We start from the raw sequence: 25,480 nt of genomic DNA, 5'->3' as shown, positions 1-25,480 counted from the left end.
CGGCACCCTCCGGCACCGCCTCCGTCCGCCGGCCCCTCCGCGGCCGGGTGAACCCCGTTCCGGCCCCCTCCGGTTCAACCGTTGGAGTGACCCTGCGGTGAGCCCGTACGGCGAAGCCGCGGGTCGGCGGGGGTGCGGCCGTTCCGGGCCGCCGGGCGGCACCCGAGGAGTTTGTATGCTCCCAGGGTTGCCCGCTTCCGCCCCTGAGAGGTGCGCGCCATGTCAGTCCAGTGGGACCAGAGCCCGCCGGATCCGGCGGGGCGGCGGCGTGCCGACGGCGGCCTCCGGACCGACCCCCCCGAGGACGCCCCCGGCCGGGTCCCGGTGCCGCGCACCGGCGGCCGGGCCGAGGCCCGCCGCGCCGCGCAGAACCGTGCCGCCCGGAACCCCGCTGTCCCAAACCCCGCTGTCCCGAACCCGGCTGTGCCGAACCCCGCCGGCCCGAACCCGGCCGACCGGAAGCGCGCCGCCCAGGGCCGGATCACCCAGACCCGCCGGCGGGCCGCCCCGCAGGGCCGGCCGCGCGGCGCCCGGGGCGGCGCCCGGCGGCTGATCGCCTGGTCGGTGGCCGGGGTGCTGGTGGCCCTGGCCGGAACCGGCGGAGCGGTGTACTACCGGCTGAACGGCAACCTCCGGTCCTTCGACCCCGACGCCATCGCCCCCGACCGCCCGCCCGAACCGTCCGCCGACGCGCACGGCCACCGGCCGGTCAACCTGCTGCTGATCGGCTCCGACTCCCGCGCCGGGCGGAACGGCGACCTCGGCGGCGGCGACGAGGGCGGCGCCCGCTCCGACACCACGATCCTGCTGCACGTCCACGCCGACCACCGGCACGCCGTCGGTGTCTCGATCCCGCGCGACGCCCTGGTGACCATCCCCCGGTGCAAGCTCCCGAACGGCACCTGGACCCGGGAGCAGCCCGGACAGATGTTCAACTCCGCCTTCTCGGTCGGCAATTCCGAGGCCGGCAACCCGGCCTGCACGCAGAACACGGTGGAGAAGCTCACCGGGATCCGGGTCGACCACACCATCGAGGTCAACTTCGCGGGCTTCGCCGCGATGACCGGCGCCGTCGGCGGGGTCGACGTCTGCCTGCCGAACGCCGTCCACGAGGGGAACATCAACCCCAACCTGGGCCGCAAGGGCAAGGTGGTGCTCGCCAAGGGCCGCCAGCGGGTCTCCGGGCAGCAGGCGCTGGACTACGTCCGGCTCCGGCACGGCATCGGCGACGACTCGGACGTCGGCCGGATGAAGCGTCAGCAGGCGTTCCTCGCCTCGCTGCTGGCCCGGATCAAGAGCAAGGGGCTGAACCCCGGCACACTGCTGCCGCTGGCCGACGCCGCCACCCGGTCGATGACCGTCGACCCGGGCCTCGACTCGCCCGCCAAGCTGGTGGACTTCGCGCTGACGCTCAAGGACATCGACCTGCACGAGGTCAAGTTCCTGACCACGCCCTGGCGCTACAGCGGCGCGCGGATCGACCTGGTGCACCCGGCGGTCGACACCCTGTGGCGGACCCTGCAGGCCGACCGGACCATCGACGGCCAGGACGCCACCGGCCGGCAGCCGGACGCGACCGCCGCGCCGTCCCCGCCGGCGCCCGCGCCGCCCACCCCGTCCCCACCGGTGCCGCCGGGGCCGACGCCCGGGGCCGACGGCGCGCCGATCAGGGTCACCGTCCACAACGGCACCGGCACCCCCGGCCTGGCCGCCCGGGCCGCCGAGACGCTCCGGGCGGCCCGGGTCACCGTCGCCGCGACGGCCACCGCGCGCGGCACCGCCCGGGCGGCGACCACCACCGTCGAGTACGGGGCCGGGCAGCGGACCAACGCGCAGCGGGTCGCCGCACTGTTCCCGGGCGCCGCGGTGGCGCCCGGGAGGGGCGCCGGGATCAGCCTGCGGCTCGGCCTGGACTACGCCGCCGTGGCCGCCCCGGCCGCCGCCGCGCCGGCCGGGGCGCCGGGCGCGGCGGTCGGCGGCGGGGTCGCCGGGGCGGCGGCGCTGCCCGCCGAGGTGGTCAGCGGGGCCAGGTCCGCCGACGACGACATCTGCAGCAACGTCTCCTACGGCTGACGGCCGGCGCCGGGGCCGGGACAGCACCGCCCCGGTCCCGGCGCCGGAGCCTCAGAGCGCGGCGCGGATCCAGCCGTCGACCAGCTCGGTGAGGTCCTCGCCGGCCTGGCCGTGGCCGACCACATGGGTGCGGATCACGTCCCCGCCGCCGCCGAACAGGCCGCCGCGGCGGTCCGCCTCCAGCACCACCTCGACCTTGTCCGGGGTGGTCACGAAGCTGACCTCCAGCGAGTTGCAGGCGTGCGCGTACTGCGGCGCCGAGGAGTACTCGATCTCCTGGTAGAACGGCAGCGTCTGGCCGGTGCCGCGGATGTGCCCGGCCTCCAGGTCCGCCGAGCGGAACCGGAAGCCCAGCTGGAGCAGCGTCTCCAGGATCCGGCGCTGGACCGGCAGCGGCTCGACCTCCAGCGGGTCCGAGTCGCCCTTGTCCAGCGCGCCCGCGATGTCGACCTCGGTGCGCACCCCGAGCTGCATGCCGTGCAGGCGCTGCCCGGCGACGGTGGTGACCGGCGCCTCCCACGGCACCTGGACGGCGAACGGGATCGAGCGGTTCTCGCCCGGCGCCAGCTTCAGCGGCGCGGTCACCGAGAAGCGCGCGAACGGGTACAGGCCGGTGCTCTCGCCGTCCTCGTGCTCGATCTCGACCCGGGCGACCAGGGTCAGCGTGATCCCCCGGATGTCCGCCTCCACCGTCCCGCCGGTCAGCTCGACCGTGCCGGCCATGGTCCCGCCGGGCTGCACGACCGGCGTGCCCAGAACGGTGTCGACGCCGGGACCGCCGACGCCCAGGGCACCGAGCAGCTTCTTGAACACCATGCGGACGCTCTCCTCGCATCAAGGGGTGTGGGCCGGGTTCCGTCTCACCGGATCGCCGGTCGTCCGAAGGAACGCCAGGCCGCCCCGGACGGTTCCCGCGCTGTTCATCCCCAGTTGTAGGATGACCGGGCAAGCAGTTGTAGGATGACCGACGACCGGGGCCCCGCACGGCCCGGACACCGCCCGAACACGACCCGCCCCGGGGAGGAGAGCCCGCCATGAGCAGCACGCACAGCGGCCACGACACGCTGCAGACCGCCGGGCGGCGCTCCCTCGTCGACACCGCGATCGAGCAGCTGCGGGAGCAGCTGAGCGCCGGCGTCTGGCCAGTCGGCTCGCGGATCCCGACCGAGCACGAGCTCGCCGAGCGCCTCGGCATCGGACGCAACACCGTCCGCGAGGCGATCCGGGTGCTGGTGCACGCGGGCATGCTGGTCTCCCGGCAGGGCGAGGGCACCTTCGTGCGCTCCACCAGCGACCCGGCCGCCGTGCTGCGTGGCGTGCAGCGCTCCGGGGTGCGGGACGTCCTGGAGGTCCGCGCCGCGCTGGAGACCGAGGCCGCCCGGCTGGCGGCCCTGCGGCACACCCCCGAGGACATCCGCCGGATGCGGGCCGCGCTGGCCCGCGAGGCCGAGGTGATCGCCGCGCACCCCGAGCGGGCCGGCCGCGAGGCGACCGTCGAGCACGACCTGGAGTTCCACACCGCCGTCGTCGAGGCCGCGCACAACCCGGCGCTGACCGAGGTGTACCGCTACTTCGGCGCCTCGGTGCGCGAGTCGATGCGGACGGCGTTCGGCGACCACGAGATGCCCGAGGTGGTCGTGGCGACCCACCAGGCCCTGGTCGACGCGATCGAGAGCGGCGACCCGGAGCGGGCCGAGCGGGCGTGTCGCGCGCTGCTCGCCGAGCCGACCGCCGCCGTCGAGCAGCTCCTCGCCGCCATCGCCGCCCGGAAGTGAGCGGGCCGAGGCCCCCGTTCCCCGCTCACCCGGTGTGCCCCCGCACGCCTCGGACTCCACGAAAGCAGCACCACCCATGGCCGTCACCCGTGCCCAGCAGCCGGTTGCCACCACCGCCGCGGGCTCCGTCCCGCTCCCCGTCCGCAGCCGGCTGGCCCACCCCGCGCTGCTGCTGACCGGCATCGTGCTGGTCGCCCTGAACATGCGCGCCTGCCTGGCGGCGGTGTCGCCGATGGTGGCCGAGATCCAGCGCACCTTCGGGCTCTCCGCCACCGCGAGCGGGCTGATCACCACCGTGCCCGTGCTCTTCCAGGGCGTCGGCGCCCCGCTCACCCCGCGGCTGACCCGGCGGTTCGGCACCGAGCGGGTGGTGCTGGGCGCGGTGCTGGTGCTCGGCGCGGGCGTGCTGCTGCGGGTGCTGCCCTCGGTGGCGGCGCTGTACGCCGGGTGCGTGGTGATCGGTGTCGCGATCGCCGTGCTGAACGTCTCGATGCCGGGCCTGGTCAAGCGGGAGTTCCCCGGCCGGGCGGCCGCGATGACCGGCGTCTACTCGACCACCATGCTGGTCGGCGCGACGATGGCGGCCGGTCTCTCGGTGCCGCTGGAGCACGCGCTCGGCGGCGGCTGGCAGGCCTCGCTCGGCGCCTGGTCGGTGCTGGCGCTGGTCGCGGCGGTGGCCTGGCTGCCCCAGGTGCTGCGGGCGAGGGCCGGTGCCGCCGCCGGCGGCACCGCGGGCCCGGCCGCGCAGGCCGCCTCCTCCCGGCCGATCGAGGGCATCTGGCGCTCGCCGCTGGCCTGGCAGATCAGCCTGTTCATGGGCATCTCGTCGCTGCTGGTCTACACCCTGGTCGCCTGGATGCCGACCATCCTGGCCGACCACGGCATGGACCGCGGGGAGGCCGGCCTGGTCTTCGCCTTCTCCAACCTGGTGCAGGTGGCCGGTGCCTTCCTGGTGCCGCTGTTCGCCGGCCGGATGACCCGCCAGCGGGCGCTGGCCGTCTCGATGGCCGCGCTCAACGGGCTCGGCATCGCCGTCCTGCTGATCGCCCCGGTGTCCGGCGCCTGGGTGGCGGCCACCATCCTCGGCGTCGCCCAGGGCGGCTCGCTCGGCCTCGGCCTCGCCTTCATCGTGCTGCGCACCGACAGCGCCGCCGGCGCCGCCCAGCTGGGCGGCATGTCGCAGGCGGTCGGCTACCTGGTCGCGGCGGCCGGCCCGGTCGGCGCCGGCGCCCTGCACCAGCTGACCGGCGACTGGACCGTGCCGCTGGCGCTGATGCTGGCGCTGGCCGCCGTGGTCGCCGCCGCGGGCTGGGGCGCCGGCCGCAACCGGACGCTCTGACGACCCCCTCGCACCGACGAGGCCCCCGCCGGTGGCTCACCGGCGGGGGCCTCGTCGACGGGGTTACTCGTCCGAGGCCAGGGTGAGCCCGGCCAACTGCACCGAGGCCAGCGCGGTCGCCGCCACGGCGGCCACCAGCAGCAGCGGCACGGCCACGCCGAGCGAGACCGCCGAGGTGAGCGAGCCCTCGGCGGCCACCGACTCGGCCACCGCCAGCCCCCACTGCTGCACGCTGAGCGTCCGCGCGCCCTCGACGAAGTTGCCGACCAGCGACTCCCACACCAGCGCGTACGCCAGCCCGGCCACCACCGCGTGCCGCGTCACCACGCCGAGCAGGAGGAACAGCGCGCTGTACGCCGCCCCGGAGACCAGCGCGGCCACCGTGTAGGCGAGCGCCAGGCCCTCCTTCGTCCCGTACAGCAGCAGCCCGGAGAGCAGCATCGGCAGGGCCGCGAAGGCCCAGGTGGTGCCGATCGCGACCGCCAGTTTGGTGGTGACGATCTTCCAGCGCGGCAGCGGCTTGGCCAGCAGGTAGACGATCGAGCCGTCGTCGATCTCGGTGGCGATGGCGCCGGTGCCGACGACCAGGCCGAGGATCGGCAGCAGGGTGCCGAGGCCGAGCTTGCCGAGCACGTTCACGACGAGGTCGTGCTTGTCGCCGCTCGACCCGGCGGCGAGCGCCGAGATCGCCAGCAGCAGGACGGGGACCACCAGCAGCAGCAAGCCGCGGCGGCGGCCGAGCAGGCCGCGCAGCGTCAGCCTGGCGACGGTCGGGTTCATGGTGGGTCGGCCTTCCTGGGGTCCTGGTGGTGGGTGCCGGTCTGCGGGGCGGTGCCGTCGCTAGGCGGAGACGAGGTAGGAGAACACGCTCTCCAGCGACTCGTCCGCCGGGGCCACGGTGTAGAGGCGGATGCCGGCCCGCTGGGCGACCCGCGGCAGCAGGGTGGTGAAGCCCTGGAAGTTCACCGCCTGGATCCGCAGCGCCTTCTCCTGCCAGTCCAGCTCGATGCCGGCGGTCGACGGATCGGCGATCAGCGCCGCCGCGAGCCGCCGGTCGTCGCTGGAGCGGACCAGGTAGCGGTGCGGACGGTCGGTCATCAGCCGGCGGATCCTCCGGAAGTCTCCGGAGGCGGCGTGCCGGCCGGCCACCACGACCTCGATGTGCCGGGCCAGCTGCTCGACCTCCTCCAGGATGTGCGAGGAGAACAGCACCGTCCGGCCGTCCGAGCCGAACCGCCGCAGCAGCTCCATCAGCTGGAGCCGCTGGCGGGGGTCCATCCCGTTGAACGGCTCGTCGAGCAGCAGCACGGCCGGGTCGTGGACCAGCGCCGAGGCCATCTTGACCCGCTGCTTCATGCCCTTGGAGTAGGTGCCGGTCCGCCGCTCCTGGGCGTACTCCATCTCGACCAGGGCGAGCGCCTTGCGGGCGGCGGCGCCCGGGTGCGGCAGGCCGTGCAGTTCTGCGTTGGCGAGAACGAACTCCCAACCGGTCAGGTAGTCGTACATCGACTCCCGCTCGGGGACCAGGCCGATCTGCCGGTACACCCCCTGGTTGCGCCAGATCGGCGCGCCGTCCAGGGTCACCGTGCCGGTGGACGGCGCCAGGAAGCCGCTCATCATGTGGATGAGGGTCGACTTCCCGGCCCCGTTCGGCCCCAGCAGGCCGGTGATGCCGGGGCCGATCGCCATGCTGACGTCGTTGACGGCGACCACGTTCCCGAACCAGCGGGAGACCTTGTCGATGGTGATGGTGGCCATGACGCCCTCTCAAACGTTGCGGTAGCGGCTCAGCAGCAGCCGGTACGAACCGGCCACCATCGCGGCGGCGACGGCGGTGAACACCAGCAGGCCGAGCCCGCCCGGCGCGTGGATCCGCTCGACGCCGGTGCCGAGGTCGAACAGCTGGTTGGTCAGGCTCTCCACCATCGCGATGGGCGACATCAGCGCGGCCCACTGCGCGGAGTCCGGGAGCGCCTCGCCGGGGGCGGCGTCCAGGCTCATCCCGACCACGACCCCGAACACCGTGGCGCTGACCGCGAGGTAGCCCATGATCGCGGCCACCCCGAAGCCGCGCCGCGGCGTGGCGGCGGCGATCACCACCGCGACCGAGGTCGGTACCAGCGCGTAGAGCACCGCCGCCACCAGGCCGTAGAAGAAGTGCTCGGTCTGGTCCCCGAAGTCCAGCTTGATCAGCAGCGCGCCGACGTACAGCACCACCAGCGGCGCGATCATCAGCAGCAGCTGCGCGCAGACCATCGCCCCGAACTTGGCCCGCACGTAGTCGGCGCGGGTGATCGGGCGGGAGAAGTACAGCGGCACGGTGTGGTGGCGCAGGTCCCGGGAGAACAGCACCGCCGCCTGCGAGGCGAGGAAGATCGAGACCACCAGCCCGATCGAGCCGAGGTACTGCGTGTAGTCGACCGGGAGCTTGTCGGACGCGGTCATCACCGCGACCGCCACGATGATCAGGGCCGGCGCGGTGGTCACGCCCAGCACGATCATCGGCAGCACCTTGGACTTGCCGGACCGCCCCAGGCCGTACGCGGCGCGCAGGCTCTGGGTGAACAGCGAGCGGGTGGCGTACCCGCGGCCGAGCCGGGGGCCGCCGTAGCCGCGGTAGCCGATGTCGTGGATGACGCCGGTGTCGGCCGGCCGGAACTCAGAGGGCAGCGACATCTGCGGTACCCCCTTCGTTCTCCGTCGTTCCCGTCGTCCCCGCCGGCTCCGCGCCCTGCGTGAACAGTTCGGCGACCCGGTGCCGCCGCTCCTCCAGCCGCACCAGTCCGAGCCCGAGGTCCGCGACCGCGTCCCGGATGGTGTCGTACGTGTCGTCACCCGCCAGCCGTACCAGCAGGATCCGCGCGCCCTCGGTCTCCACCGAGAGCCCCGCCCCCGCGAGCCGCTCGCGCACCGCGGCGCCCGCGTCCAGGGCGTGGTCCTCCGGGTGGTCCGTCACCTCGACGGCCAGGGTGGCCGTCGTCCCGGTGAAGGAGGCGGTGGACGAGGAGCGCAGCAGCTTGCCGCCGTCGATCACCACCAGGTGGTCGCAGGTGCGCTCCAGCTCGCCCAGCAGGTGGGTGGTGACCAGCACCGAGATGCCGAAGTCGGTGTACACCCGGCGGATCAGCGCCAGCATGTCGTCCCGGCCCACCGGGTCGAGACCGTTGGTGGGCTCGTCCAGCAGCACCAGCTTCGGGTCGTGCACCAGCGCCTGGGCCAGCTTCACCCGCTGCTTCATGCCCGTCGAGTAGCCGCCCATCGGGCGGTAGCGCTCCTCGTACAGCCCGACGTGCCGCAGCGTGTCGGCGGTCCGCTCGCGCGCCGCGGCGGCCGGCAGCCCGGCCATCCGCGCCATGTGCACCACGAACTCGGTGGCCGAGACGTCCGGCGGCAGGCAGTCGTGCTCCGGCATGTAGCCGACCTGCTCGCGGATCTCCGACCCCTGGGTGGCGATGTCCAGCCCGAGCACCCGCCCGGTCCCGGAGGTCGCCGGGGCCAGCCCCAGCAGGATCTTGATGAGTGTGGACTTGCCCGCCCCGTTCGCCCCCACCAGACCGACCACCCCGGGCTCGACCTCAACGGTCAGCTGATCGAGGGCGGTCACCCGGGGGAACCTCTTGGTGAGGCCGTCCGTCTTGATGACAGTGGACACGTTCCTCAACGTAGTCCCCGCCCCCGCGGCGGGTCATGAGCTGCGATGACGACCCCGCCTGCTGCTGCGGTATGACGGCACCGCCCCCTTCCCCTAGGGGATCACCGTGCCCGCCCCCGGGGGCGGCGGCCGCGGCGCGCCGCCCCCGGGCCACCGTCAACCCAGCTGGGCGAGGCCCTCGGTGGCGATCCGCTCGAAGACATCGAGGTCGTTCTCGAAGACCGAGTCGGGGACCGGCCAGTGAACCACCAGCTCGGTGACGCCCAGCTCCCGGTACGTCCCGGCCCAGTCCACGAAGGCGTCCAGCGAGGCCAGCGGCCGCTCCGCCGTCGAGCCCTGGAGCAGCATCTTCTCCAGGGTCGCGACATCGCGGCCCTTCTCCTCGCAGGCGGCCGTCAGCTTCTCGATCTGCCGGGCGATCACTCCGGGCGCCTGCTCGGCCGGCACGTCCGCCGGGCCCTTCGGGTCGCCGTAGGTCACCCAGCCCTGCCCGTACTCGGCCGCCAGCCGCAGGCCGCGCGGTCCGGTCGCGGCGACGTAGAACGGCACCCGGGGCGTCTGCACGCAGCCGGGGATGTTCCGGGCCCCGACCGCCGAGTAGTAGGTGCCCTCGCGGGTCGTGGCGTCCTGGGTCAGCAGCTCGTCCAGCAACGGCAGGAACTCGTCGAAGCGGTCCGCCCGCTCCTTCGGCGACCACGCCCGCTGGCCCAGCACGGTCGCGTCGAAGCCGGTCCCGCCGACCCCGATGCCCACCGTCAGCCGCCCGTCCGAGACGTCGTCGATCGTGAGCAGGTCCTTCGCCAGGGTCACCGGGTGCCGGAAGTTCGGCGAGGTCACCAGTGTGCCCAGGCGGAGCCGCTCGGTGGCCGCGGCGGCCGCCGTCAGGGTCGGGACGGCCCCGAACCACGGCTCGTCGCGGAAGCTCTGCCACGAGAGGTGGTCGTAGGTGTACGCCGCGTGGAAGCCGAGCTCCTCGGCCCGCCGCCAGATCTTCTGCCCCTCGCCCCACCGGTGGATGGGGAGGATCACGGTGCTCAGTCGCATGGCCCCGACCTTACGCGGGCCCCGGGGGGCGGCGCGGCGGGCGACTCGCCGGGGGCGGTCAGGGGTGGGGGCGCTGGGCGGGGAGGTGCAGCGGGTGCGCGGGGGTGGTGCGCCGGGCGAGTTCGGCGAGGGTCTCGAAGAGGATGTCGCCGATCAGGACGGGCTCGCGGGACGACGGTGGGGCCTCCTCCTCGGGGAGGGGCGCGGGCTCGATCTCGATCTCGTCTGGGACCTGGCGAGTTCGCATGGCTCTTCCTGCCGACGGGGTGGCCGAGGGAGTCCTGCCCGGTCGGAGGCGGTGGAACACCCCGGAAGCGGGCGGTTCGGCCGGAACTGGCGCAGCGGGGGCCGAAACGCGCCGCAGTGATCGCTCCGGAGCGGTGCACGGGGAGGGTAGGGAGTGCGGCGCCGGTGGGCGAAGATGGAGCGGTGACCACACCCCGCACCGCTCCCCCCACCCGGCTGATCGCCACCGACCTGGACGGCACGCTGCTCTGCTCCGGCGGCACCGTCACCGAGCGCACCGCCGCCGCCCTGGCCGCCGCCGAGGCCGCCGGGATCCAGGTGGTGTTCGTGACCGGCCGCCCGCCGCGCTGGATGCAGCAGGTGAGCGCGCACATCGGCGGCCACGGGGTGGCGATCTGCTCGAACGGCGGCGCCGTGGTGGACGTGCGGCGCGGCGCGCTGCTGGAGTCCTTCCCGCTGGCGTCCGAGGACGCGCTCGCGGTGGTGGCGCGGCTGCGGGCCAAGCTGCCGGGCACCGCGTTCGCCTTCGAGTACCCGGCCGGGTTCGCCCGTGAGCCCGGGTACGAGGTGCGGATGTGGGGGCAGGACGAGAACCACCCGGTCGGCCCGGCCGAGGAGCTGCTCGGCCCCGGCGGCCCGGTGAGCGGGCTGTTCAAGCTGCTCGCCAAGCACCCGGACCTGGACCCGGACAAGCTGCTGGCCGAGGCCCGGGAGGCCGCCGGGGAGCTGGCCGAGATCACCCGCTCGGCGCCGATACCGCTGCTGGAGATCAGTGCGCCCGGCGTCACCAAGGCCAGCACGCTGGCCCGCTGGTGCGCCGGGCGCGGGATCGACCGGAGCGAGGTGGTGGCCTTCGGCGACATGCCGAACGACCTGGAGATGCTGGCCTGGGCCGGCACCGCCTACGCCGTCGCGAACGCCCATCCGCAGGTGCTGGCGGCGGTGCCGCTGCACACCGTGAGCAACGAGCAGGACGGCGTCGCCGCGGTGCTGGAGGAGATCCTCCGGCACCGCGGCGAGTGAGGGCGGGCGACGGGACCGGTCAGCCGAAGCGGCCGTTGACGTAGTCCGACGTCCGCTGGTCGAACGGGTTGTGGAACACCTGCTCGGTCGGCCCGGCCTCGACGATCCGGCCGGGGGTGTCGTGGGTGGCCAGGAAGAACGCGCAGCTCTGCGACACGCGCTGGGCCTGCTGCATGTTGTGGGTCACGATCACGATGGTGAGCCGGCCGCGTAGCTCGGCGATGGTCTCCTCGACCCGGCGGGTCGAGGTCGGGTCGAGCGCCGAGCAGGGCTCGTCCATCAGCAGGATGTCCGGCGAGACGGCGAGCGAGCGCGCGATGCACAGGCGCTGCTGCTGGCCGCCGGAGAGCGAGCCGCCCGGGGCGTCCAGCCGGCTGGCCACCTCGTCCCAGAGGCCGGCCTGGCGCAGGCTGGTCTCCACCAGGTGCTCGCGCTCGTCCCTGGAGACCTTGATGCCCGCGAGCTTGAGCCCGCTGGAGACGTTGTCCTTGATGGACATCGCCGGGAACGGGTTGGGCCGCTGGAACACCATGCCGATCCGGCGGCGCACCTCGGCGGGACGCCGGCCCGGCCGGTAGACGTCGTCGCCGTCCAGCAGCACCTCGCCGGAGAGCGCGGCGCCGCGGACCATCTCGTGCATCCGGTTGAGGATCCGCAGGTAGGTGGACTTGCCGCAGCCGGACGGGCCGATCAGGGCGGTCACCTCCCCGGCGGGCATGGCGAGCGAGACCCGCTCCAGCACCTTGCGGGAGCCGAACCAGGCGGAGACGTCGCGGGTCTCCAGGCCGGCCAGGACGGGCTCCTGGTCGTAGCCCTCGTAGTGCGCGTCCTGGGGGTACAGCAGCTGCTGCCCGTCGTGGCCGACGGCGGGCAGGGTCATCGTGGTCTCGTCGGCCACCGGGGCCTGGTTCGGCGGCAGGTCGGTCATCGGTGCATCCGTCATCGGTACGGTCCTCCGGGCGCGCTTCAGTAGAGGTTGGGCAGCAGGGCGGCGGCGTTCTCGTAGACCGCCCAGAGCAGCGCGCCGATCACCGGCGCGAGGCTGAGGTAGGCGGCCGAGCGGTGCCAGTACCGGGCCAGCACGACGACGGCGACCACCGAGCCGAGCAGTCCCAGCGACCACAGCTGCAGCGTGGCCAGCGCGCCCTTGTCGGCGGCCAGCGCCTTGTCGTACGGCACGGTGGCGGGGCGGCCGCCCGGGTTGGCCACCGGGTCGCCGTCCAGCCGGGCGCCGATCAGCACCGTCGAGCTCGGGATCCAGTTGGAGTCGCTGGTCACCAGCACCAGCCGGTTGCGCACCGGGTCGACGATCGGGTGGTCCCCGTCGCCGTACACGTTGACGGTGTAGGTGAACTTGCCCTGCCCGGTGGTGGCCTCGATCTTGTCGCCGACCCGCAGCTTGCTGAGCTCGCCGAACGGCGCCCCGAAGGTCGCCCCGCGGCCGAACACCACCGCCACGCCGGTCTGCCCGGGCAGCGCGGTGTCCCGGCGGTGGCCGGGCCCGCGCATGAGGTCCCGGCCGGTGGTGCCCTCGACCACGACCGCCTGGTGCAGCCCGATCGCCGGGATGTCCAGCAGCGCGACGGGGGCGCCGTCCGGCGCCTTGCCGGTCGGCGCGATCGCCTGGGCGAGCTGGTCCTGGAAGGACTTGTAGGCGGTCGACTGGAAGTGCTTCTGCTGCACGTGCGAGAGCGTGAACAGGTAGCCGACGAAGCCCAGGACGAGCACCGCCAGCAGGCTCACCGCCCAGGCCGCCTGCAGGAACCGGACCCGCTTGGCCGTGCGGCCGGAGCCGCCGGAGCCGGGCCCGGCCGCGGCGGGCTCCGGCGCGGCGGGGGCCGCCGGGACCGGCGCGGACTGCGCCGGCCCGACGGGCTTCTCCAGAGCGGGTGCCGTCATGACCGGCCGCCCGTCTGCGAACGGCGGCGCAGCAGGCGGCGGCCGAGCAGCGGCGGGACGATGACGACGGCGAGCAGTTCGAGCGCGGTGAGGGTGCTCAGGGTCCAGTCCTCCGGACGGCCCGCGACCTCCACGACGTCCGCCGCCACCTCGGTGGCACCGCCGCGGCCGCGCGCGACCACCTGGCCGGTCTGCGGGTCGACGACGTCCTCGGCGGTCTGGCCGTCGCCCTCGCCGACCGCGTTCGGGTCGGCGGCGGCGTTGGGGTCGGCCGCACCGGCCGCCGGGGCGTTCGGGTCGGCCGCCCCGCCGGTGCCGGCGGCACCGCCCGCGGAACCGGCGCCGGTGCCGCCGCTGCCGGCGGCACCGGGGGACTTGGTGGTGGTGGCCTTGCCGGTGCCCGCCTTGCCGGTACCGCCGGTGCCGCCCGTGGCGCCGGCACCCCCGGTGGAGCCCGCACCACCCGTGCCGCCGGAGGACGCGCCGCCGGAGCCGCCCGAGGACGCGCCGCCGGAGGACGCGCCGCCGGTCGAACCCGGCTTGCAGTCCAGCGGAGCGCCCTTCTTGTCGCAGTCGCTGGGCTGGGGGGCGTTCTGGAGGACGGTCAGCACCTCACCGGTGAAGGTGGGGTTGGGGCAGTTGGCCAGGGTATTGGGGTCGACCGGGCTGGCGTTGCCGGGGATGTGCGTGGTCTGCAGGACGCCGCCGCGGACCAGGTTGCGGGGGATCGGGGAGTAGCCGAGTTCGTCGGCCTTGCCCTGGCCGGCGCAGAGCACGTAGGAGATGAAGCGGCTGAGCGCGTTGCCCTTGTCGTCGTTGAAGCGCGGTGGCACGGGCAGCTCCACGCCCTTGCGCGGCACGATCAGGTAGCTGTAGCTGGAGACCGGGTAGGACCGCGGGTCCGCGTTGGTGTAGACGTCGTCGAGGTTCTGCTGGAGGTAGTTCGGGTCGCTCGGCGAGGTGCTGTCGTCGACGCCGCGGATCTTGGCGGCGGTGAGGGCCACGGCCACGTTGGAGGCAGTCGGCAGCGTGTAGTACCCGCCCGGGTTCAGCACCTTGACGACCGGCCAGTTGCTGGACTTGGCGAAGGCGTACTCGTCGTAGCCGATGGTGCCGAGGCCGGCGGAGCCCATGATGTAGTTCGCGACGACGTCGGAGCCGTTCAGCGCGGTCATCCGGCCGGACTTCGGGAAGAACTCCGTGTAGTCACCGCAGGGCACGTTGTTGACGCTGCGGCAGTAGGCCTCCCAGTCGGACTTGTGGGTGTGCTGCATCCAGCGGGTGAACTGCGCGGTGGCGCCCGAACCGTCCGAGCGGATCACCGGCGTGATCACGATCGACGGCAGCGCCTTGCCGTAGTCCTCGGTGATCTTCGGGTCGTTCCAGTTGGTGATCTTGCCGGTGAAGATGTCCACGATGGTCTTGGGCGAGAGCCGCAGGTCGCGGATCTGCTTGCCGCCGATGGACAGGTTGTACATGAAGGCGGTGCCGCCCGCGGTGATCGGGACGTAGGAGTACCCGTAGACCGGGTTCTCGACGTTGCCCGCACCGCCCTCGTGGCCGCCCTGGCCGAGACCGGTGTCGACCTGGGTGCGGAAGGGCACGTCGGAGGCGGTGAAGTCGTTCTGCCCGATGGCCCACTGGGCGCGGCCGGCCGCGGAGCCGGTCGCACTGAAGTTGATCTTGATGCCCATCGGGTTGACGTCGTTGCGCCACTGGTCGATGGCCGGACCGGCCCAGCTCGACCCGTCGGCGTTCAGCGAGGTGGCCGCGAAGGCCGGGACGCTCTGCCCCAGCAACAGCGTGGCCGCGGTCAGGCACAGGGTGACCAGCATGGCGGCGGTACGTGCCACGGGGCGGCGAGCGGCCTCCCACGACATGGGAACTCCTCTGGTACGGAGGGTGGTTGTTACGGACATCAGTGCGCTCCCGCCACGACGGGGGCGGCGCTCCCGGAGGTACGGCGGGCGTCCGCCGCGGCGGTCTCGGCCGCCCGGGCCGCGCGGTCGATCCGGCGGCGCTGCCGGCGGGTCAGCTGGCCGGGGCGTCGACCGCCGACCACGCGCGCGGTCACGAAGAGGATCAGCACCACGGTCATCAGGGTCAGACCGGCCGCGAAGGCCCGGGCGACCATGTCCGGGTACGGCGTCTTGACGTAGTTCCAGATGTACAGCGGCAGCGACACCTGGCGGTCGCTGAACGGGTTGGCGTTGAACTGGGTGGTGAAGCCCGCGGTGAGCAGCACCGGGGAGGTCTCGCCGACGCCGCGCGCCATGCCGAGCACCACCGCGGTCACCAGGCCGGGCCGGGCGGTCGGCAGCACGACGTTCCACACGGTGCGCCACTGGCTGCCGCCCAGGGCGAAGGACGCCTCCCGCAGGGTGCCCGGCACCAGCCGGATCACCACCTCGGCGGCGCGGGTGACGATCGGCATCATCATCACCGCCAGGGCCAGCGAGGCGGCGAAGCCGCTCTTCTCGAAGCCCAGGGTGATGATCACGACGCCGAGGACGAACAGGCCGGCCACGATGGACGGCAGCGCCGTCATCGCCTCCACCAGCGTCCGCACCGGGCGGGCCATCCGGCCGCCGACCTCGGACATGAAGACCGCCGCCGAGATCCCCAGCGGAACGGCGAACAGCGTCGCCAGGCCCAGCTGTTCGAGCGAACCGACGACGGCGTGGATCGCGCCGCCCGAGGTGATCGGCGAGAGCGCGGAGGTGGTCTCCATCGACTCGGTGAAGAAGTTGAGGTGCTGCGCCGCCTCGTAGCCGCGCATCGCGATGTAGCCGATCTGGTCGGCGATCAGGGCGAGCACCAGCAGGCCCGCGCTCCAGGCGACCACCGACACCAGGCGCTCGCGCACCAGCACCGGGCCCCACTGGAGCCGGCCGAGCAGCGTGTACCCGGCGAGGAAGAGCGCGTACCAGCAGAGCAGGAAGCCCAGCGCGCCGCTGAACGGCATGACCCGCTCGTACAGGATCCAGTCCAGTGCGAGCGAGCCGGTCAGCGCGCCGAGGATGGTCAGCACGTCCTCGCGGGTCACCCCGCCGATCCGGATCTTCCGCTCCGGCGGCGGCGCGGTCTTCGCGGGGGTGGGCGCCGACGCGGGCGCGGTGCCGGCCGACAGGTCGAGGGTGGTCATCGGGTCGTCCCTCCAGGACGGGGCGGCAGCGGACGGGAGCGGAGTGAAGGGTCCACGGTCAGTCCGCCGTGGCCGCGCCGGAACGGGACCGGCTGATCACGAAGCCCGCCGCCACGTTGACCAGCAGCGTGAGCGCGAACAGCACCAGGCCGGCCGCCATCAGCGCGGAGAGCGAGAGCGGGTCCGACTCGCCGAAGCGCAGGGCGATGAGCGCGGAGATCGAGTTCGCCCCGTTCTCCAGGACGTGGGTGATCTGCTCGAAGTTGGGCGAGATGATCAGCGCGACGGCGATCGTCTCGCCCATCGCACGGCCGAAGCCGAGCATCACGGAGCCGATCACACCGCCCTGGCCGAACGGCAGCACCACCGTGCGCACCATCCCCCAGCGGGTCGAGCCGAGGGCGTACGCGCCCTCCCGCTCGCCCTGCGGGGCCTGGGAGAACACCTCGCGGCTGAGCGAGGTGACGATCGGGATGATCATCAGCGAGACGACCACACCGGCGATGAAGGTCGACGAGGTGTAGGAGGTGCCGATGTCGCCCGTGCGCACCTTGAGGAACGGAATCGTGTCGCCCAGGTGGTTGGACAGCCAGCGGACGAAGCCGATGATCCGCGGCTGGAGGAAGAACAGGCCCCAGAGGCCGTAGATGATGCTGGGGATCGCGGCCATCAGGTCGATCAGCGAGATCAGCGTCGCCCGCAGCCGGACCGGCGCGTACTCGGAGATGAAGATCGCCGTGGCCAGGGCCACCGGCACGGCGATCACCAGGGCGATCACCGCGATCAGCAGGCCGTTCGGCAGTACCGAGGCGATGCCGAAGTTGTGCGCCTGGGTCAGCCACTTCTTCTCGGTGAAGAAGGAGAAGCCCACCGCCCGCAGCGCGTCGGCGCCGCGCAGGATGAGGAAGAAGGCGATCAGGCCCATGATCGCGAAGACTGAGAGCCCGGCCGCGCGGAGGAAGCCGCGGAACACCCGGTCACCGGGCGTGGACGGGGCGGTGATGGTGCGGGGTACATCGGGATCCGGCTGGCCTGGAGTCTCGGCGAACGGTGTCGCGGGCTCGGCGGCGGCTGTCATGGTCTGCTCTCCGGCGCGCTCGGTACGGGGACAGGTGCGGGGGACCTGGCGGGAAGGGGAAGGGACTCGGCGGGGCCGGGACAGCGGCCCCGCCGAGTCGGAAGGTGCGGTCGTCAGGCGCCGCGGCCCGGGCGCAGGCGCGCCCAGACACCGGACGCCCCGGCGGCGATCCGCGCACCGGCCGGAGTACCGGCCAGGACGAGCGCCAGCGGGCCTCCCGCCAGCAGCACCGCACCGGCGATCAGCGCGATCGGCAGCAGCAGCCGCGCGCCTCCGGAGCGGTCGGCGATCGGCGTGCCGGCGGCGACCGGGGCCGCGGCGAGCGGCCCGGAGGTCGCGCCCGGGGTCGCGCCCGGCTTGGCCGCCGCGGCGGGCGCGCCGGCCGCTCCGGCGGCGGCCGCCGGCGCGGTGCCACCGGTCAGGCCGTCGGAACCGCCGGTACCGAGCGAGCCGGAGGAACCGAGCGAGCCGGACGAACCGGTGCTGCCGGAGCCGGTCGAACCGGTGCCGCCGGAGGAACCGGTGCCGCCGTCCGTGCCGGTCGAGCCGGTCGAGCCGGTGGACCCGGTGGATCCGGAGGAGCCGCCCGCGGTGCCGGACCCTCCGGTGGTACCGCCGTTGTCACCCGTCCCGCCGGACTGACCGCCGTTGCCGCCCTCCGGCGGCTTGGGAGCGGTCTGGTTCCCGGGGTAGGTGCCGTCCTGCGCCGTCACGTGCGCCACGGCGGACTGCGCCTGGGAGCGCTGATCCTGCGTCAGACCGAGGAAGCCGGAGGCGAGGTGGCCGGGGCCGGAGCCGTAGCGCTGGCCCTCGCCGAGGTCGGTGACCCGCCGCAGGAAGTCCGAGGCCGCCTTCGCCTTCTCCGTGGAGAGGCCGCCGGTCGGCACCATCGCGTACTGCACGACGGACAGCGGGTAGGCGTTCGCCGACTTGGCGAACTCCGTGCCGGCCTGGCCGTACGGCAGCTTCTGGGTACCGGTGGCGGGGTCGACCGGCATCGCCGAGACGGCCGCCTGGAGGCTCTCCAGGGTCGGCTTCACGAACTGCCCGGCCGGGTTGCGCAGCGCCGCCTCGGGCATGCCGTACGCCTTCGCCTGGCCGCTGTCGAGGATCGCGAACAGGCCGCGACGGCCCGGGTCGACGATCGGGCAGGCGGGGTGCTTGCCGTCCGGGTCGAGCGTGGGCAGCTGGCAGGTGGGCTTGTTGAGCAGGAGGTTGCGTGCCACCTGGGCCAGGCCGTTGTTGAGCGGGTTGATCTCGTACTGCTTCCAGCCGCCCGGACCGGAGTAGTCCTGGACCCGGATCGCGTCCACCGGGTAGCCCTGGAACTTCGGCCGCAGGTAGGCGGTGTTCACGTGCGCGCCGTACGGGTCCGGCTCGCCCTGCAGGAAGCGCGCGGCCTCGGGGTCGCCCGCGATCCACGAGGTCAGCTGGTAGATCAGGTCGGTGGTGCCGCCGAGCACGATCGGCGCCGAGTCGGCCAGCCAGGACTGCTCGGTGCAGGCCGGCCAGCGCTGGTCGCTCGCCGGGTCGAGCTGGTTGATCGCGAGGAACTCCTTGTCCTCGAAGATGCAGACCGGGTTGCCGGCCACCGAGTCGATCGTGCTGCCGATGGCCATCGCGTAGGACTGCGTCAGCATCTTCGCCACGAGCCGCGGGGTCAGGTTCAGCTGCTTGATCTGCCCCGAGTTCTTGAAGTCGTCGACCACGTAGGCCACCGAGATCCCGGTGGTGGCGAGCGGGGCGTAGACGTAGGGCCGGTTGGCGGGTTCGCCCTCCGGGAGCGCGGTGAGCGCGATGTCCGGCCCCTTCCCGCTCCGGAAGGCGGCCCGGGCCTGCGGCTCACCGGTGTTCGGGACGTACGAGACCCCGAGCGGCTTCTCGCCCTGGCAGAGGCCGGAACGCCACTGCTGCACCGCCCGGTTGGCCATCGCCAGGCCGCCGACCTCCAGGTCGATGGCGCTGCTCTCGCAGTCGCTCGCGGTGGGCGCGAAGGTGATCGGGATGACCGTCCGGTTCTCCCAGGCGCAGGCCTCGCCCGGGTTCCAGCGGTCGTCCGCCGCCGCGCTCAGGTTGAACGCCTGCTCCGAGGCCAGCGCGAAGTAGCCGCTGATCGCCGGGTTGTCCAGCGAGTGGTCCTTGCAGTTGAGCGAGAAGTCCTCGGTGCTCCAACCCAGCGAGTCGCCGCCGTAGTTGGCCTCGACGACGATCGAGCAGGGGTGGGTGGCGTCGCAGCCGAGCCGCTGGCTCTCCTGCGAGGTCCACACCTCGATGTCCGCCTCGCCGCGGCCGTCCGGCCCGGTGACCCGGACCCCGCCGTTGAAGGGGAACTCCGGTGTGATGGTGCCCGGCGGGGGCGCCGGCTGCAGGAAGCCCTTGGACGGGTCCGCGTCGAACTTGGTGCTGCCGTAGCAGTCGAACACGGTGGGGTTCTTGCCGCGGCACTGGTAGATCCGGACGGAGTAGAGCTCGTTGCCCGACGTGCTCCCCAGCTTGACGAACTTCACCGGCCGTCCCTGCGGGTCGACGGTCGGCGTGAACCCCTCCCAGGAGACGTGGACGACCTCGTTGGTGAGGTTGCTGGTCGAGGAGACGGTCACCTTCCCCTTGGGCCCGTAGGTCCCGGTGGCCGGGTTCCAGACGGCCGGTCCCTCCACGCTCGTCGGCGTGGCGGCCGATGCCTGCGACACCGTTCCCGCGCCCAGCGGGAGGATCGCCGAGACCCCCACGACGGCCCAGGCCGTCCCCAGCGCCAGCAGCCCCTTTCCCCACCTCCCCAGGGCTCTCGAACCCGGTGGACGGACTCTCATGACGTGCACCTCCAGGGACGCGCTGCGCGCGTAGACGGGGAACCGGCCGGACCCCGGCGCGAGTGGCCAGATGCCGCCGATGGTCCGCCACCATTCGGCCAGCCGTACATGGACGCCGTGGATCGCCAGGGTGTACGAGGCCACAACACGCCTGCGAACCGCCCTGGTTGATCTCCCGTCACCGGCTGTTTCCCCGGCGCGCGGAACAGCGGGGCCCGGACATCCGGACCCCGCCGCCGTTGCCTGGTGCGTGTCAGCTGCCGGCCTTGAAGGTGAGGTTGAGCGATCCCACCGACTGACCGGCGGCGAAGAAGGTGGTGTTCAGCTTGGTGTCGAGGAACTTCGCACCCTCCTCGTCCACCTGGAGGTCGCTGGCCGTCAGCGAGCTGGCGGCGGCGTTGCCGGAGACCGAGGTGTCGCCGGCCGGGTCGAGCAGCGCGACCGGGGCGGTGCCGCCCTGCGGGACACCGGTGATCTGCCAGGTGCCGACGCGGAAGGCCAGGTCCTTGAAGACGGCGGACTTGCCGGTGCGCAGGTTGATGAAGAGCAGCCCGCCACCCAGCTGGATGTCACCGTAGTAGGCGGCGAGGTTGGCGGAACCGCCGGTCACCGGGAACGCCGCGGACAGGCCGGTGGCGCTGTCGTAGGAGCCGGTGGCCGTCGGGAGGGCGAAGACCATAACGCCCGCCGAGAGGGAGTTGATGAGGAAGGTGTTGCTCTCGTTCACCACGGCGCTGCCGGTGGCAGGGGTGGCGGCCTCGGCGGTGGCCGAGGTGGCCGCGCCGGTGGTGGCGAGCACGACAGCGGTGGCAACGGCGGCGAGACGGGCGCTGGTGCGGGACATACTGCTCTCCTAAGTGCGCAAATGGAACGGTTCGGCCGTGAGGCCGTGGGTTCGTGCTGTGCGGTGGTGCCTTCACTCGGTGGTGCGGTGGTGCGGTGGTGCGGTGGTGCGTCACCGGGCCGGCGGTCGGTGCTGTGCCGGTGCGGCCCGGCGTGGCCCGGCGGCCAGGGGCGGGAGCCCCTGGCCGCCGGAAGTACGGGGTGTTCGATCAGGCGTGGGTGGTGCTGCCGCAGGCGCCGACCGGCAGGGTGCGGAAGCCGTAGCTGGTGATGTCGGCGGCGGCGGTGGCGTTCTTGCAGACCCAGCCGTTGGTGCCGAAGATCGCGCGCAGCGCGGTGGCCTGGGTGTCGCCGGCGTTCCAGTTGGCCTCGCGGACGACGTTGTAGACCACGCGGCCGAAGGTGGTGTCGGAGAAGGTCTTCGTCAGGACGTGGGCGGCGTCGATCGGCGCGATGCCGTCGATCGAGCGGACGGTCACGGCGCCGGCCTGGTCGGTGCCGCTGCCGTGGCCGTTGTAGACCTGGCCGATGTAGTGGGCGACGGAGTAGGGGACGATCGCGTCGGCGTCGGCCAGCAGCGGGTCGGTGCCCTGGTTCTCCTGGACGGCGGTGGGCTGGACGCAGGTGCCACCGGCGGCGAGGCCCAGCGCCGACAGGAAGAAGGACAGGGTGCCCGAGCCGGTCTGCGGGAGGTAGGCCTTGATGGCGCCGCCCACGCCCGTGTAGCCCGGGATCTGGTTCCAGTTGGTGTAGGTGCAGTTGTAGATCTTGGTGAGGGCGTCCTTGGTCAGGTCGACCGGAGCGTGGCTGCCCGTGGTGGCGGTGGCGTAGGAGACCGCGTCCTTGGCGAAGGCGACGAACAGGTCGCTCGCCGGGTCGCCGGCCTTCGGGCCGCGCGAGGAGCGGGCGAAGTCGACGGTGGTCTTGGTGTTGGCGTTCAGCGCGGAGATGCCCGCGCCGGAGCCGTTCGGACGCGCGATCGAGGTGGCGCCGGTCTTGGTGGTGATCGGCGAGGTGCCGATCGCGTCCCAGCTGTACAGGCGCGGCAGGGTGCTGCTCGCACCGAGGAACGCGTTGTAGTCGGTGGAGAACTGGTTCAGGACGGCCTGGGTGGTGTCCGAGCCGACACCCACGATGTCCTGGGCGGCGGGGGTGACACCGGCGGCCGGGTCGGCAACGGCGGTGCCGGTGGCGACGGTGGCGACCGAGGTCGCGATGGCGACGGCGGCGAGCAGCTTGGCAGCGGTCTTGCGCATGTTCGTCTTCCTCCGGTGGGAGAGATGTACATCGCTTTTCCCGGGTCCTGCTGGTCAGTCCCGGGGCCGGCGGCCACGTCCGCGGTGGCCGTTTCGGCAGTGCCGATCCTGTCGGTCGGCGCGGTTCCGTCGGAAGGGCGGACCGTCGCCGCGGGCAATTGTCGATTTCTCGGTTCGGAGAGGTTTAGCAACAGGTCAGCCCGGCTGCGGAGGGGTGGAAAGCCGCAGGTCAGAGGCCGGTGACGTTCTTCTCCAGGTGGCGGCTCGGGGGGTTGCCGGATACCTGCGCTTCACCGGAAGAGGGGGAAACGGGGTCGCGGCCGGGGCCAACGCGAGAAGCCGCCCGAAGGCGGCCGGCGGAGCGGGGTTGACGTTGCGTCAGAAGGGCCAGGCGTCGTCCCGTCCGGGACGACGCAGGTCCTGCCCCAGGCGCTGGAGCCCGGCGAGGAAGCCGGTCACGCCGGCCTGGCACTGGTCGCGTCTCAGGTAGCCGCGGGCGCTGCGGGCGACCGGGCCGGCCGCGTCGGCGGCGCCCGGGCGGGTGGTGCGCACCGGCAGGTACGCCGTCCACACCCACAGCCTCGCCTCGGACTGGCCGACGGTACATCGCAGTGCGGCCCGTTCGATGATCAACTCGCGGACCGCGTCAGCGAGTTCCGACTCGCCGCGGTAGGTGCGCACGCCGACGCCGAGCTGCCGCCCGTTGGCCGCGCGCAGCGCCCAGGACAGCGAGCGGTCACCGACCGGGACGGTCAGCAGGCGCGGCCCGCGCCGGTCAGCGGACATCGGACGTTCTCAACGAGGGCCCCCGTTCGGAGAGATCGGGCAGTTCCAGGGCGGGCTGCTTGGCCAGCAGCACGACGAACCGCCGGAAGGCGTTCTGACAGGTGGCGTACCGCTCGTAGGCGCGGCTGGACCGCACCTCCGGCAGGGTGCGCGATCCGGGGACCACCCAGATCCAGCCGATGCCGTCCCGGACGTGCGTGATCCGGGCGGTGAGCCCGTCCGCGACGGCCCGTAAGCCGTCGAAGCCGCGCTCCGCCTCCCCGGCCGTCTCGTACGCGGCCGGGGTGACCGCGACGACGCGTCCGTTCGGTGCCTTCAACTGCCAGCGGTACCGCCCGTCCGGTGCCCGTTCGGCCCGGAACCCCCCTCGACTTGCCCCTGCTGCGGTGTGACCGCGGCTCGACGCGTCCACTGCTCCCCCACAGTCCGGTTTGCTCTCCGAGACGGGAGTAAAGCTATGTGTGCACACGAGAGCGCCGGAAGGCCGCGAAATGCACAACTTGCTCCGTTGGCCGGGAAGTTCTCTCTCGTTAAACTTTCACGGAGTACACACGGTGTGAGCGCCAACCGACCCCGGGACGGCTCCCCGTCGTTTACAAACCGTTCGAAGCCGCCCGAGGTCGGCCCCACCGGTCGGACGGGCGTTCACAGCCGGGCCGTCCAGCGCACCCGGGTGCCCCGGCCGCCCGGGCCGGGCTCGTGCCAGGCTTCGCCGCCGAGCGCCTCGGCGCGCCGCGCCAGGTTCCGCAGGCCGCTGCGCCGCCCGCCCTCGGGGATGCCGACGCCGTCGTCGGTGACGGTCAGCAGGACGCCGGGCCGCCCGGCCCGGTCCAGTGACTCCGGGTCACCGCCGACCGGTCGGCCGCAGCGGTCCAGGTGCACGGTGGCGTCGATCTCGACGCCGACCCGGGAGGCCCGCGCGTGCCGGGCCGTGTTGGAGAGCATCTCCCGCAGCGCGGCGAGCAGTTGACGGCCGGTCTTCTCGCCGACCAGGCTCTCCACCGGCCCGACGAAGGAGACCGAGGGTTTGAAGCCGAGTGCGGCCGCCGCCTGGCTGCACTCGCGCAGCACCCGGGTCCGCAGGGTGTCCGGCTCGTCGCCGTGGTCGTCGTGCTGGAGCGCGTAGATGGTGGTGCGGACCTCCTGGATGGTGGCGTCCAGCTCGTCCACCGCCTCGCCGACGCGGACCTTCACCTCCGGGACGACGGCCCGCCGGGCCGCGCTCTCCAGCATCATGCCGGTGGCGAAGAGCCGTTGGATGACCAGGTCGTGGAGGTCCCGGGCGATCCGGTCGCGGTCCTGGAAGACGGCCAGCCGCTGCTGGTCGCGCTGGCCCTCGGCGAGCCGCAGCGCGAGCGCGGCCTGCGAGGCGAACGTCTCGGCGAGCTGCTTCTCGGCCTCGGAGAACGGCACGGCGCCGCGCGGGCGCCAGACGCAGAGCCCGCCGAGCACCCGGCCGGCGGCGACCATCGGCACGGCCAGCGAGGGGCCGAAGCTGCGGGCGAGCCGGATCACCACGGTCGGATCGGTGGACATGTCGTCGAGGTGGACGCTCTCCCCCTTGAAGAGCTTGCCCGCGACGCTGTCGGAGGGCATCAGCTCGCCCCGCAGGAACTCGGCGGCCTCCCCGGACGCGTGGGCGACCCGCATCTGGCCGTCGACGGTCGGCAGCAGGATCATGCCCAGCGCGGCGTCCGCCAGCTCCCTGACCTGCTCGGCGGCCACCGTGAGCGCCACCTCGGCCTCGTCGGTGGAGAGCAGCGCGGTGGTGACGGCGGCGGCCCCGGCGATCCACCGTTCGCGGCGCCGGCCCTCCTCGTAGAGCCGGGAGTTCTCGATCGCGACGCCGGCCGCGGCGGCCAGCGCGTGCACCACCTGCTCGTCCTCCGGGGTGAAGGCGCCGCCGCTGCGCTTCTCGGTGAGGTAGAGGTTGCCGAACACCTCGTCGCGGATCCGGATCGGCTCACCGAGGAAGGTCTTCATCGCCGGGTGGTGCGGCGGGAAGCCGTACGAGCGCGGGTCGGCGGTGAGGTCGGTGAGCCGCAGCGGCTCGGGCCGGTCGATCAGCGCGCCGAGGATGCCCCGGCCGACCGGCAGCTCGCCGATCTCCCGGACGGACTCGTCGTCGACGCCGACGTGGATGAAGTCCTGCAGCCCCTGCCCCCCGGGCGCGACCACCCCGAGCGCGGCGTACCGGGCGTCCACCAGCTCGGCGGCGCCGGCGGCGATCCGGTGCAGGGTGGCGTGCAGGTCCAGCCCGGCGCCGACCGAGACCACCGCCTCCAGCAGCCGCTGCATCCGGTCGGTGACGGCGGCGGCGGACTGCAGCCGCTCCGACACCTCGGTGACCAGCGTGTCCAGCCCGAGCGAGGAGATCTCGGGCACCCGGTGCGGCGCCGGGTCGGTCTCCGGCTCCGGCGGGGTGAAGTCCGGCAGGTCTGGCGTGGGGTCCATGGTGAAGAGCGTAGTTTGTACGGTTTTCGACAGAAGGAACGACGCGGCGGCCCCGCC

22 protein-coding genes are annotated in these 25,480 nt (G+C 73.3%); 4 read left to right on the top strand and 18 right to left on the bottom strand.

Annotated elements, in window-relative coordinates; translation table 11 throughout:
- The first annotated feature begins 423 nt into the window (after window positions 1-423).
- Window positions 424-2,073, top strand: a complete 1,650-nt coding sequence (locus ACFC0B_RS16480; RefSeq protein ID WP_376086503.1) for an LCP family protein — start codon at window positions 424-426, stop codon at window positions 2,071-2,073.
- Between the two features lie 51 nt (window positions 2,074-2,124).
- Here the strand turns inward: ACFC0B_RS16480 and ACFC0B_RS16475 are convergent, their stop codons facing one another.
- Window positions 2,125-2,889: a sporulation protein gene (locus tag ACFC0B_RS16475; protein ID WP_376086502.1), complete on the bottom strand. Its 765-nt coding sequence runs from the start codon at window positions 2,887-2,889 to the stop codon at window positions 2,125-2,127.
- Window positions 2,890-3,107: 218 nt separating this feature from the next.
- Here ACFC0B_RS16475 and ACFC0B_RS16470 point away from each other — a divergent pair, with 218 nt between their 5' ends.
- Complete coding sequence (locus tag ACFC0B_RS16470) at window positions 3,108-3,848, top strand: FadR/GntR family transcriptional regulator (RefSeq protein ID WP_376086501.1); 741 nt, start codon at window positions 3,108-3,110, stop codon at window positions 3,846-3,848.
- 76 nt (window positions 3,849-3,924) lie between these two features.
- Window positions 3,925-5,187 carry a CynX/NimT family MFS transporter gene (locus ACFC0B_RS16465; RefSeq protein WP_376086500.1) on the top strand — a complete coding sequence of 421 codons (1,263 nt, stop codon included), beginning with the start codon at window positions 3,925-3,927 and terminating at the stop codon, window positions 5,185-5,187.
- A gap of 63 nt (window positions 5,188-5,250) precedes the next feature.
- On the opposite strand, the gene ACFC0B_RS16460 is transcribed toward ACFC0B_RS16465, so the two are convergent.
- The 6 genes from ACFC0B_RS16460 to ACFC0B_RS16435 form a co-directional block, all read right to left on the bottom strand.
- Window positions 5,251-5,967 (bottom strand): ABC transporter permease, encoded by a 717-nt coding sequence (locus tag ACFC0B_RS16460; protein ID WP_376086499.1) that lies wholly within the window; start codon window positions 5,965-5,967, stop codon window positions 5,251-5,253.
- Between the two features lie 60 nt (window positions 5,968-6,027).
- A complete protein-coding gene (locus ACFC0B_RS16455) occupies window positions 6,028-6,945 on the bottom strand; it encodes an ABC transporter ATP-binding protein (protein WP_376086498.1) in 918 nt (305 codons plus the stop codon).
- Between the two features lie 9 nt (window positions 6,946-6,954).
- Window positions 6,955-7,863, bottom strand: a complete 909-nt coding sequence (locus ACFC0B_RS16450; RefSeq protein ID WP_376086497.1) for an ABC transporter permease — start codon at window positions 7,861-7,863, stop codon at window positions 6,955-6,957.
- The gene (locus ACFC0B_RS16445; protein ID WP_376086496.1) at window positions 7,847-8,839 is read right to left on the bottom strand and encodes an ABC transporter ATP-binding protein; all 993 of its coding nucleotides are present in this window, start codon (window positions 8,837-8,839) and stop codon (window positions 7,847-7,849) included. The genes ACFC0B_RS16450 and ACFC0B_RS16445 overlap by 17 nt, the downstream gene beginning before the upstream one ends.
- 156 nt (window positions 8,840-8,995) lie before the next feature.
- The gene (locus tag ACFC0B_RS16440; RefSeq protein WP_376086495.1) at window positions 8,996-9,883 is read right to left on the bottom strand and encodes an LLM class flavin-dependent oxidoreductase; all 888 of its coding nucleotides are present in this window, start codon (window positions 9,881-9,883) and stop codon (window positions 8,996-8,998) included.
- Between the two features lie 58 nt (window positions 9,884-9,941).
- Window positions 9,942-10,130 (bottom strand): hypothetical protein, encoded by a 189-nt coding sequence (locus ACFC0B_RS16435; protein WP_376086494.1) that lies wholly within the window; start codon window positions 10,128-10,130, stop codon window positions 9,942-9,944.
- 182 nt (window positions 10,131-10,312) lie between these two features.
- On the opposite strand from ACFC0B_RS16435, the gene ACFC0B_RS16430 reads away from it, so the two are divergent.
- On the top strand, window positions 10,313-11,152 hold the full coding sequence (locus ACFC0B_RS16430) for an HAD-IIB family hydrolase (RefSeq protein WP_376086493.1): 840 nt from the start codon (window positions 10,313-10,315) through the stop codon (window positions 11,150-11,152).
- A gap of 19 nt (window positions 11,153-11,171) precedes the next feature.
- Here ACFC0B_RS16430 and ACFC0B_RS16425 read toward each other — a convergent pair whose 3' ends face one another.
- From ACFC0B_RS16425 to ACFC0B_RS16375, 11 genes are all read right to left on the bottom strand, one after another.
- Window positions 11,172-12,095: a phosphate ABC transporter ATP-binding protein gene (locus ACFC0B_RS16425; RefSeq protein WP_376086492.1), complete on the bottom strand. Its 924-nt coding sequence runs from the start codon at window positions 12,093-12,095 to the stop codon at window positions 11,172-11,174.
- Window positions 12,096-12,118: 23 nt separating this feature from the next.
- Window positions 12,119-13,051, bottom strand: coding sequence for a class E sortase (locus ACFC0B_RS16420; RefSeq protein ID WP_376086491.1), 933 nt, complete (start codon window positions 13,049-13,051; stop codon window positions 12,119-12,121).
- Window positions 13,048-14,904 carry a substrate-binding domain-containing protein gene (locus ACFC0B_RS16415; RefSeq protein WP_376086490.1) on the bottom strand — a complete coding sequence of 619 codons (1,857 nt, stop codon included), beginning with the start codon at window positions 14,902-14,904 and terminating at the stop codon, window positions 13,048-13,050. Before ACFC0B_RS16415 ends, ACFC0B_RS16420 begins: the two co-directional genes overlap by 4 nt.
- A gap of 65 nt (window positions 14,905-14,969) precedes the next feature.
- Window positions 14,970-16,196 carry a phosphate ABC transporter permease PstA gene (pstA, locus tag ACFC0B_RS16410; protein ID WP_376086489.1) on the bottom strand — a complete coding sequence of 409 codons (1,227 nt, stop codon included), beginning with the start codon at window positions 16,194-16,196 and terminating at the stop codon, window positions 14,970-14,972.
- 58 nt (window positions 16,197-16,254) lie between these two features.
- On the bottom strand, window positions 16,255-17,274 hold the full coding sequence (gene pstC / locus ACFC0B_RS16405; RefSeq protein ID WP_376086488.1) for a phosphate ABC transporter permease subunit PstC: 1,020 nt from the start codon (window positions 17,272-17,274) through the stop codon (window positions 16,255-16,257).
- Window positions 17,275-17,387: 113 nt separating this feature from the next.
- Window positions 17,388-20,228, bottom strand: a complete 2,841-nt coding sequence (locus tag ACFC0B_RS16400) for a hypothetical protein (protein ID WP_376086487.1) — start codon at window positions 20,226-20,228, stop codon at window positions 17,388-17,390.
- A gap of 109 nt (window positions 20,229-20,337) precedes the next feature.
- On the bottom strand, window positions 20,338-20,928 hold the full coding sequence (locus ACFC0B_RS16395) for a hypothetical protein (RefSeq protein ID WP_376086486.1): 591 nt from the start codon (window positions 20,926-20,928) through the stop codon (window positions 20,338-20,340).
- A gap of 208 nt (window positions 20,929-21,136) precedes the next feature.
- On the bottom strand, window positions 21,137-22,183 hold the full coding sequence (locus tag ACFC0B_RS16390) for a substrate-binding domain-containing protein (RefSeq protein WP_376086485.1): 1,047 nt from the start codon (window positions 22,181-22,183) through the stop codon (window positions 21,137-21,139).
- A 378-nt stretch (window positions 22,184-22,561) separates the two neighbouring features.
- Entirely contained in the window at window positions 22,562-22,969 is a 408-nt protein-coding gene (locus tag ACFC0B_RS16385) for a hypothetical protein (RefSeq protein ID WP_376086484.1), read from the bottom strand.
- On the bottom strand, window positions 22,959-23,288 hold the full coding sequence (locus tag ACFC0B_RS16380) for a hypothetical protein (RefSeq protein WP_376086483.1): 330 nt from the start codon (window positions 23,286-23,288) through the stop codon (window positions 22,959-22,961). The genes ACFC0B_RS16385 and ACFC0B_RS16380 overlap by 11 nt, the downstream gene beginning before the upstream one ends.
- Before the next feature lie 326 nt (window positions 23,289-23,614).
- The gene (locus ACFC0B_RS16375; protein ID WP_376086482.1) at window positions 23,615-25,423 is read right to left on the bottom strand and encodes a GAF domain-containing sensor histidine kinase; all 1,809 of its coding nucleotides are present in this window, start codon (window positions 25,421-25,423) and stop codon (window positions 23,615-23,617) included.
- Window positions 25,424-25,480: the final 57 nt, after the last annotated feature.

Source organism: Kitasatospora sp. NPDC056184 (genome assembly GCF_042268405.1).
Lineage (GTDB): Bacteria > Actinomycetota > Actinomycetes > Streptomycetales > Streptomycetaceae > Kitasatospora.
This window is presented reverse-complemented; position numbering and strand designations above follow the sequence as displayed.

Bases quoted from the DNA above. Each gene is read 5' to 3' on its own strand.
- ACFC0B_RS16475 (WP_376086502.1), bottom strand. From the start codon at position 2,889: ATGGTGTTCAAGAAGCTGCTCGGTGCCCTGGGCGTCGGCGGTCCCGGC.
- ACFC0B_RS16470 (WP_376086501.1), top strand. From the start codon at position 3,108: ATGAGCAGCACGCACAGCGGCCACGACACGCTGCAGACCGCCGGGCGG.
- ACFC0B_RS16465 (WP_376086500.1), top strand. From the start codon at position 3,925: ATGGCCGTCACCCGTGCCCAGCAGCCGGTTGCCACCACCGCCGCGGGC.
- ACFC0B_RS16460 (WP_376086499.1), bottom strand. From the start codon at position 5,967: ATGAACCCGACCGTCGCCAGGCTGACGCTGCGCGGCCTGCTCGGCCGC.
- ACFC0B_RS16455 (WP_376086498.1), bottom strand. From the start codon at position 6,945: ATGGCCACCATCACCATCGACAAGGTCTCCCGCTGGTTCGGGAACGTG.
- ACFC0B_RS16450 (WP_376086497.1), bottom strand. From the start codon at position 7,863: ATGTCGCTGCCCTCTGAGTTCCGGCCGGCCGACACCGGCGTCATCCAC.
- ACFC0B_RS16440 (WP_376086495.1), bottom strand. From the start codon at position 9,883: ATGCGACTGAGCACCGTGATCCTCCCCATCCACCGGTGGGGCGAGGGG.
- ACFC0B_RS16435 (WP_376086494.1), bottom strand. From the start codon at position 10,130: ATGCGAACTCGCCAGGTCCCAGACGAGATCGAGATCGAGCCCGCGCCC.
- ACFC0B_RS16425 (WP_376086492.1), bottom strand. From the start codon at position 12,095: ATGACGGATGCACCGATGACCGACCTGCCGCCGAACCAGGCCCCGGTG.
- ACFC0B_RS16420 (WP_376086491.1), bottom strand. From the start codon at position 13,051: ATGACGGCACCCGCTCTGGAGAAGCCCGTCGGGCCGGCGCAGTCCGCG.
- pstA (WP_376086489.1), bottom strand. From the start codon at position 16,196: ATGACCACCCTCGACCTGTCGGCCGGCACCGCGCCCGCGTCGGCGCCC.
- pstC (WP_376086488.1), bottom strand. From the start codon at position 17,274: ATGACAGCCGCCGCCGAGCCCGCGACACCGTTCGCCGAGACTCCAGGC.
- ACFC0B_RS16395 (WP_376086486.1), bottom strand. From the start codon at position 20,928: ATGTCCCGCACCAGCGCCCGTCTCGCCGCCGTTGCCACCGCTGTCGTG.
- ACFC0B_RS16390 (WP_376086485.1), bottom strand. From the start codon at position 22,183: ATGCGCAAGACCGCTGCCAAGCTGCTCGCCGCCGTCGCCATCGCGACC.
- ACFC0B_RS16385 (WP_376086484.1), bottom strand. From the start codon at position 22,969: ATGTCCGCTGACCGGCGCGGGCCGCGCCTGCTGACCGTCCCGGTCGGT.
- ACFC0B_RS16375 (WP_376086482.1), bottom strand. From the start codon at position 25,423: ATGGACCCCACGCCAGACCTGCCGGACTTCACCCCGCCGGAGCCGGAG.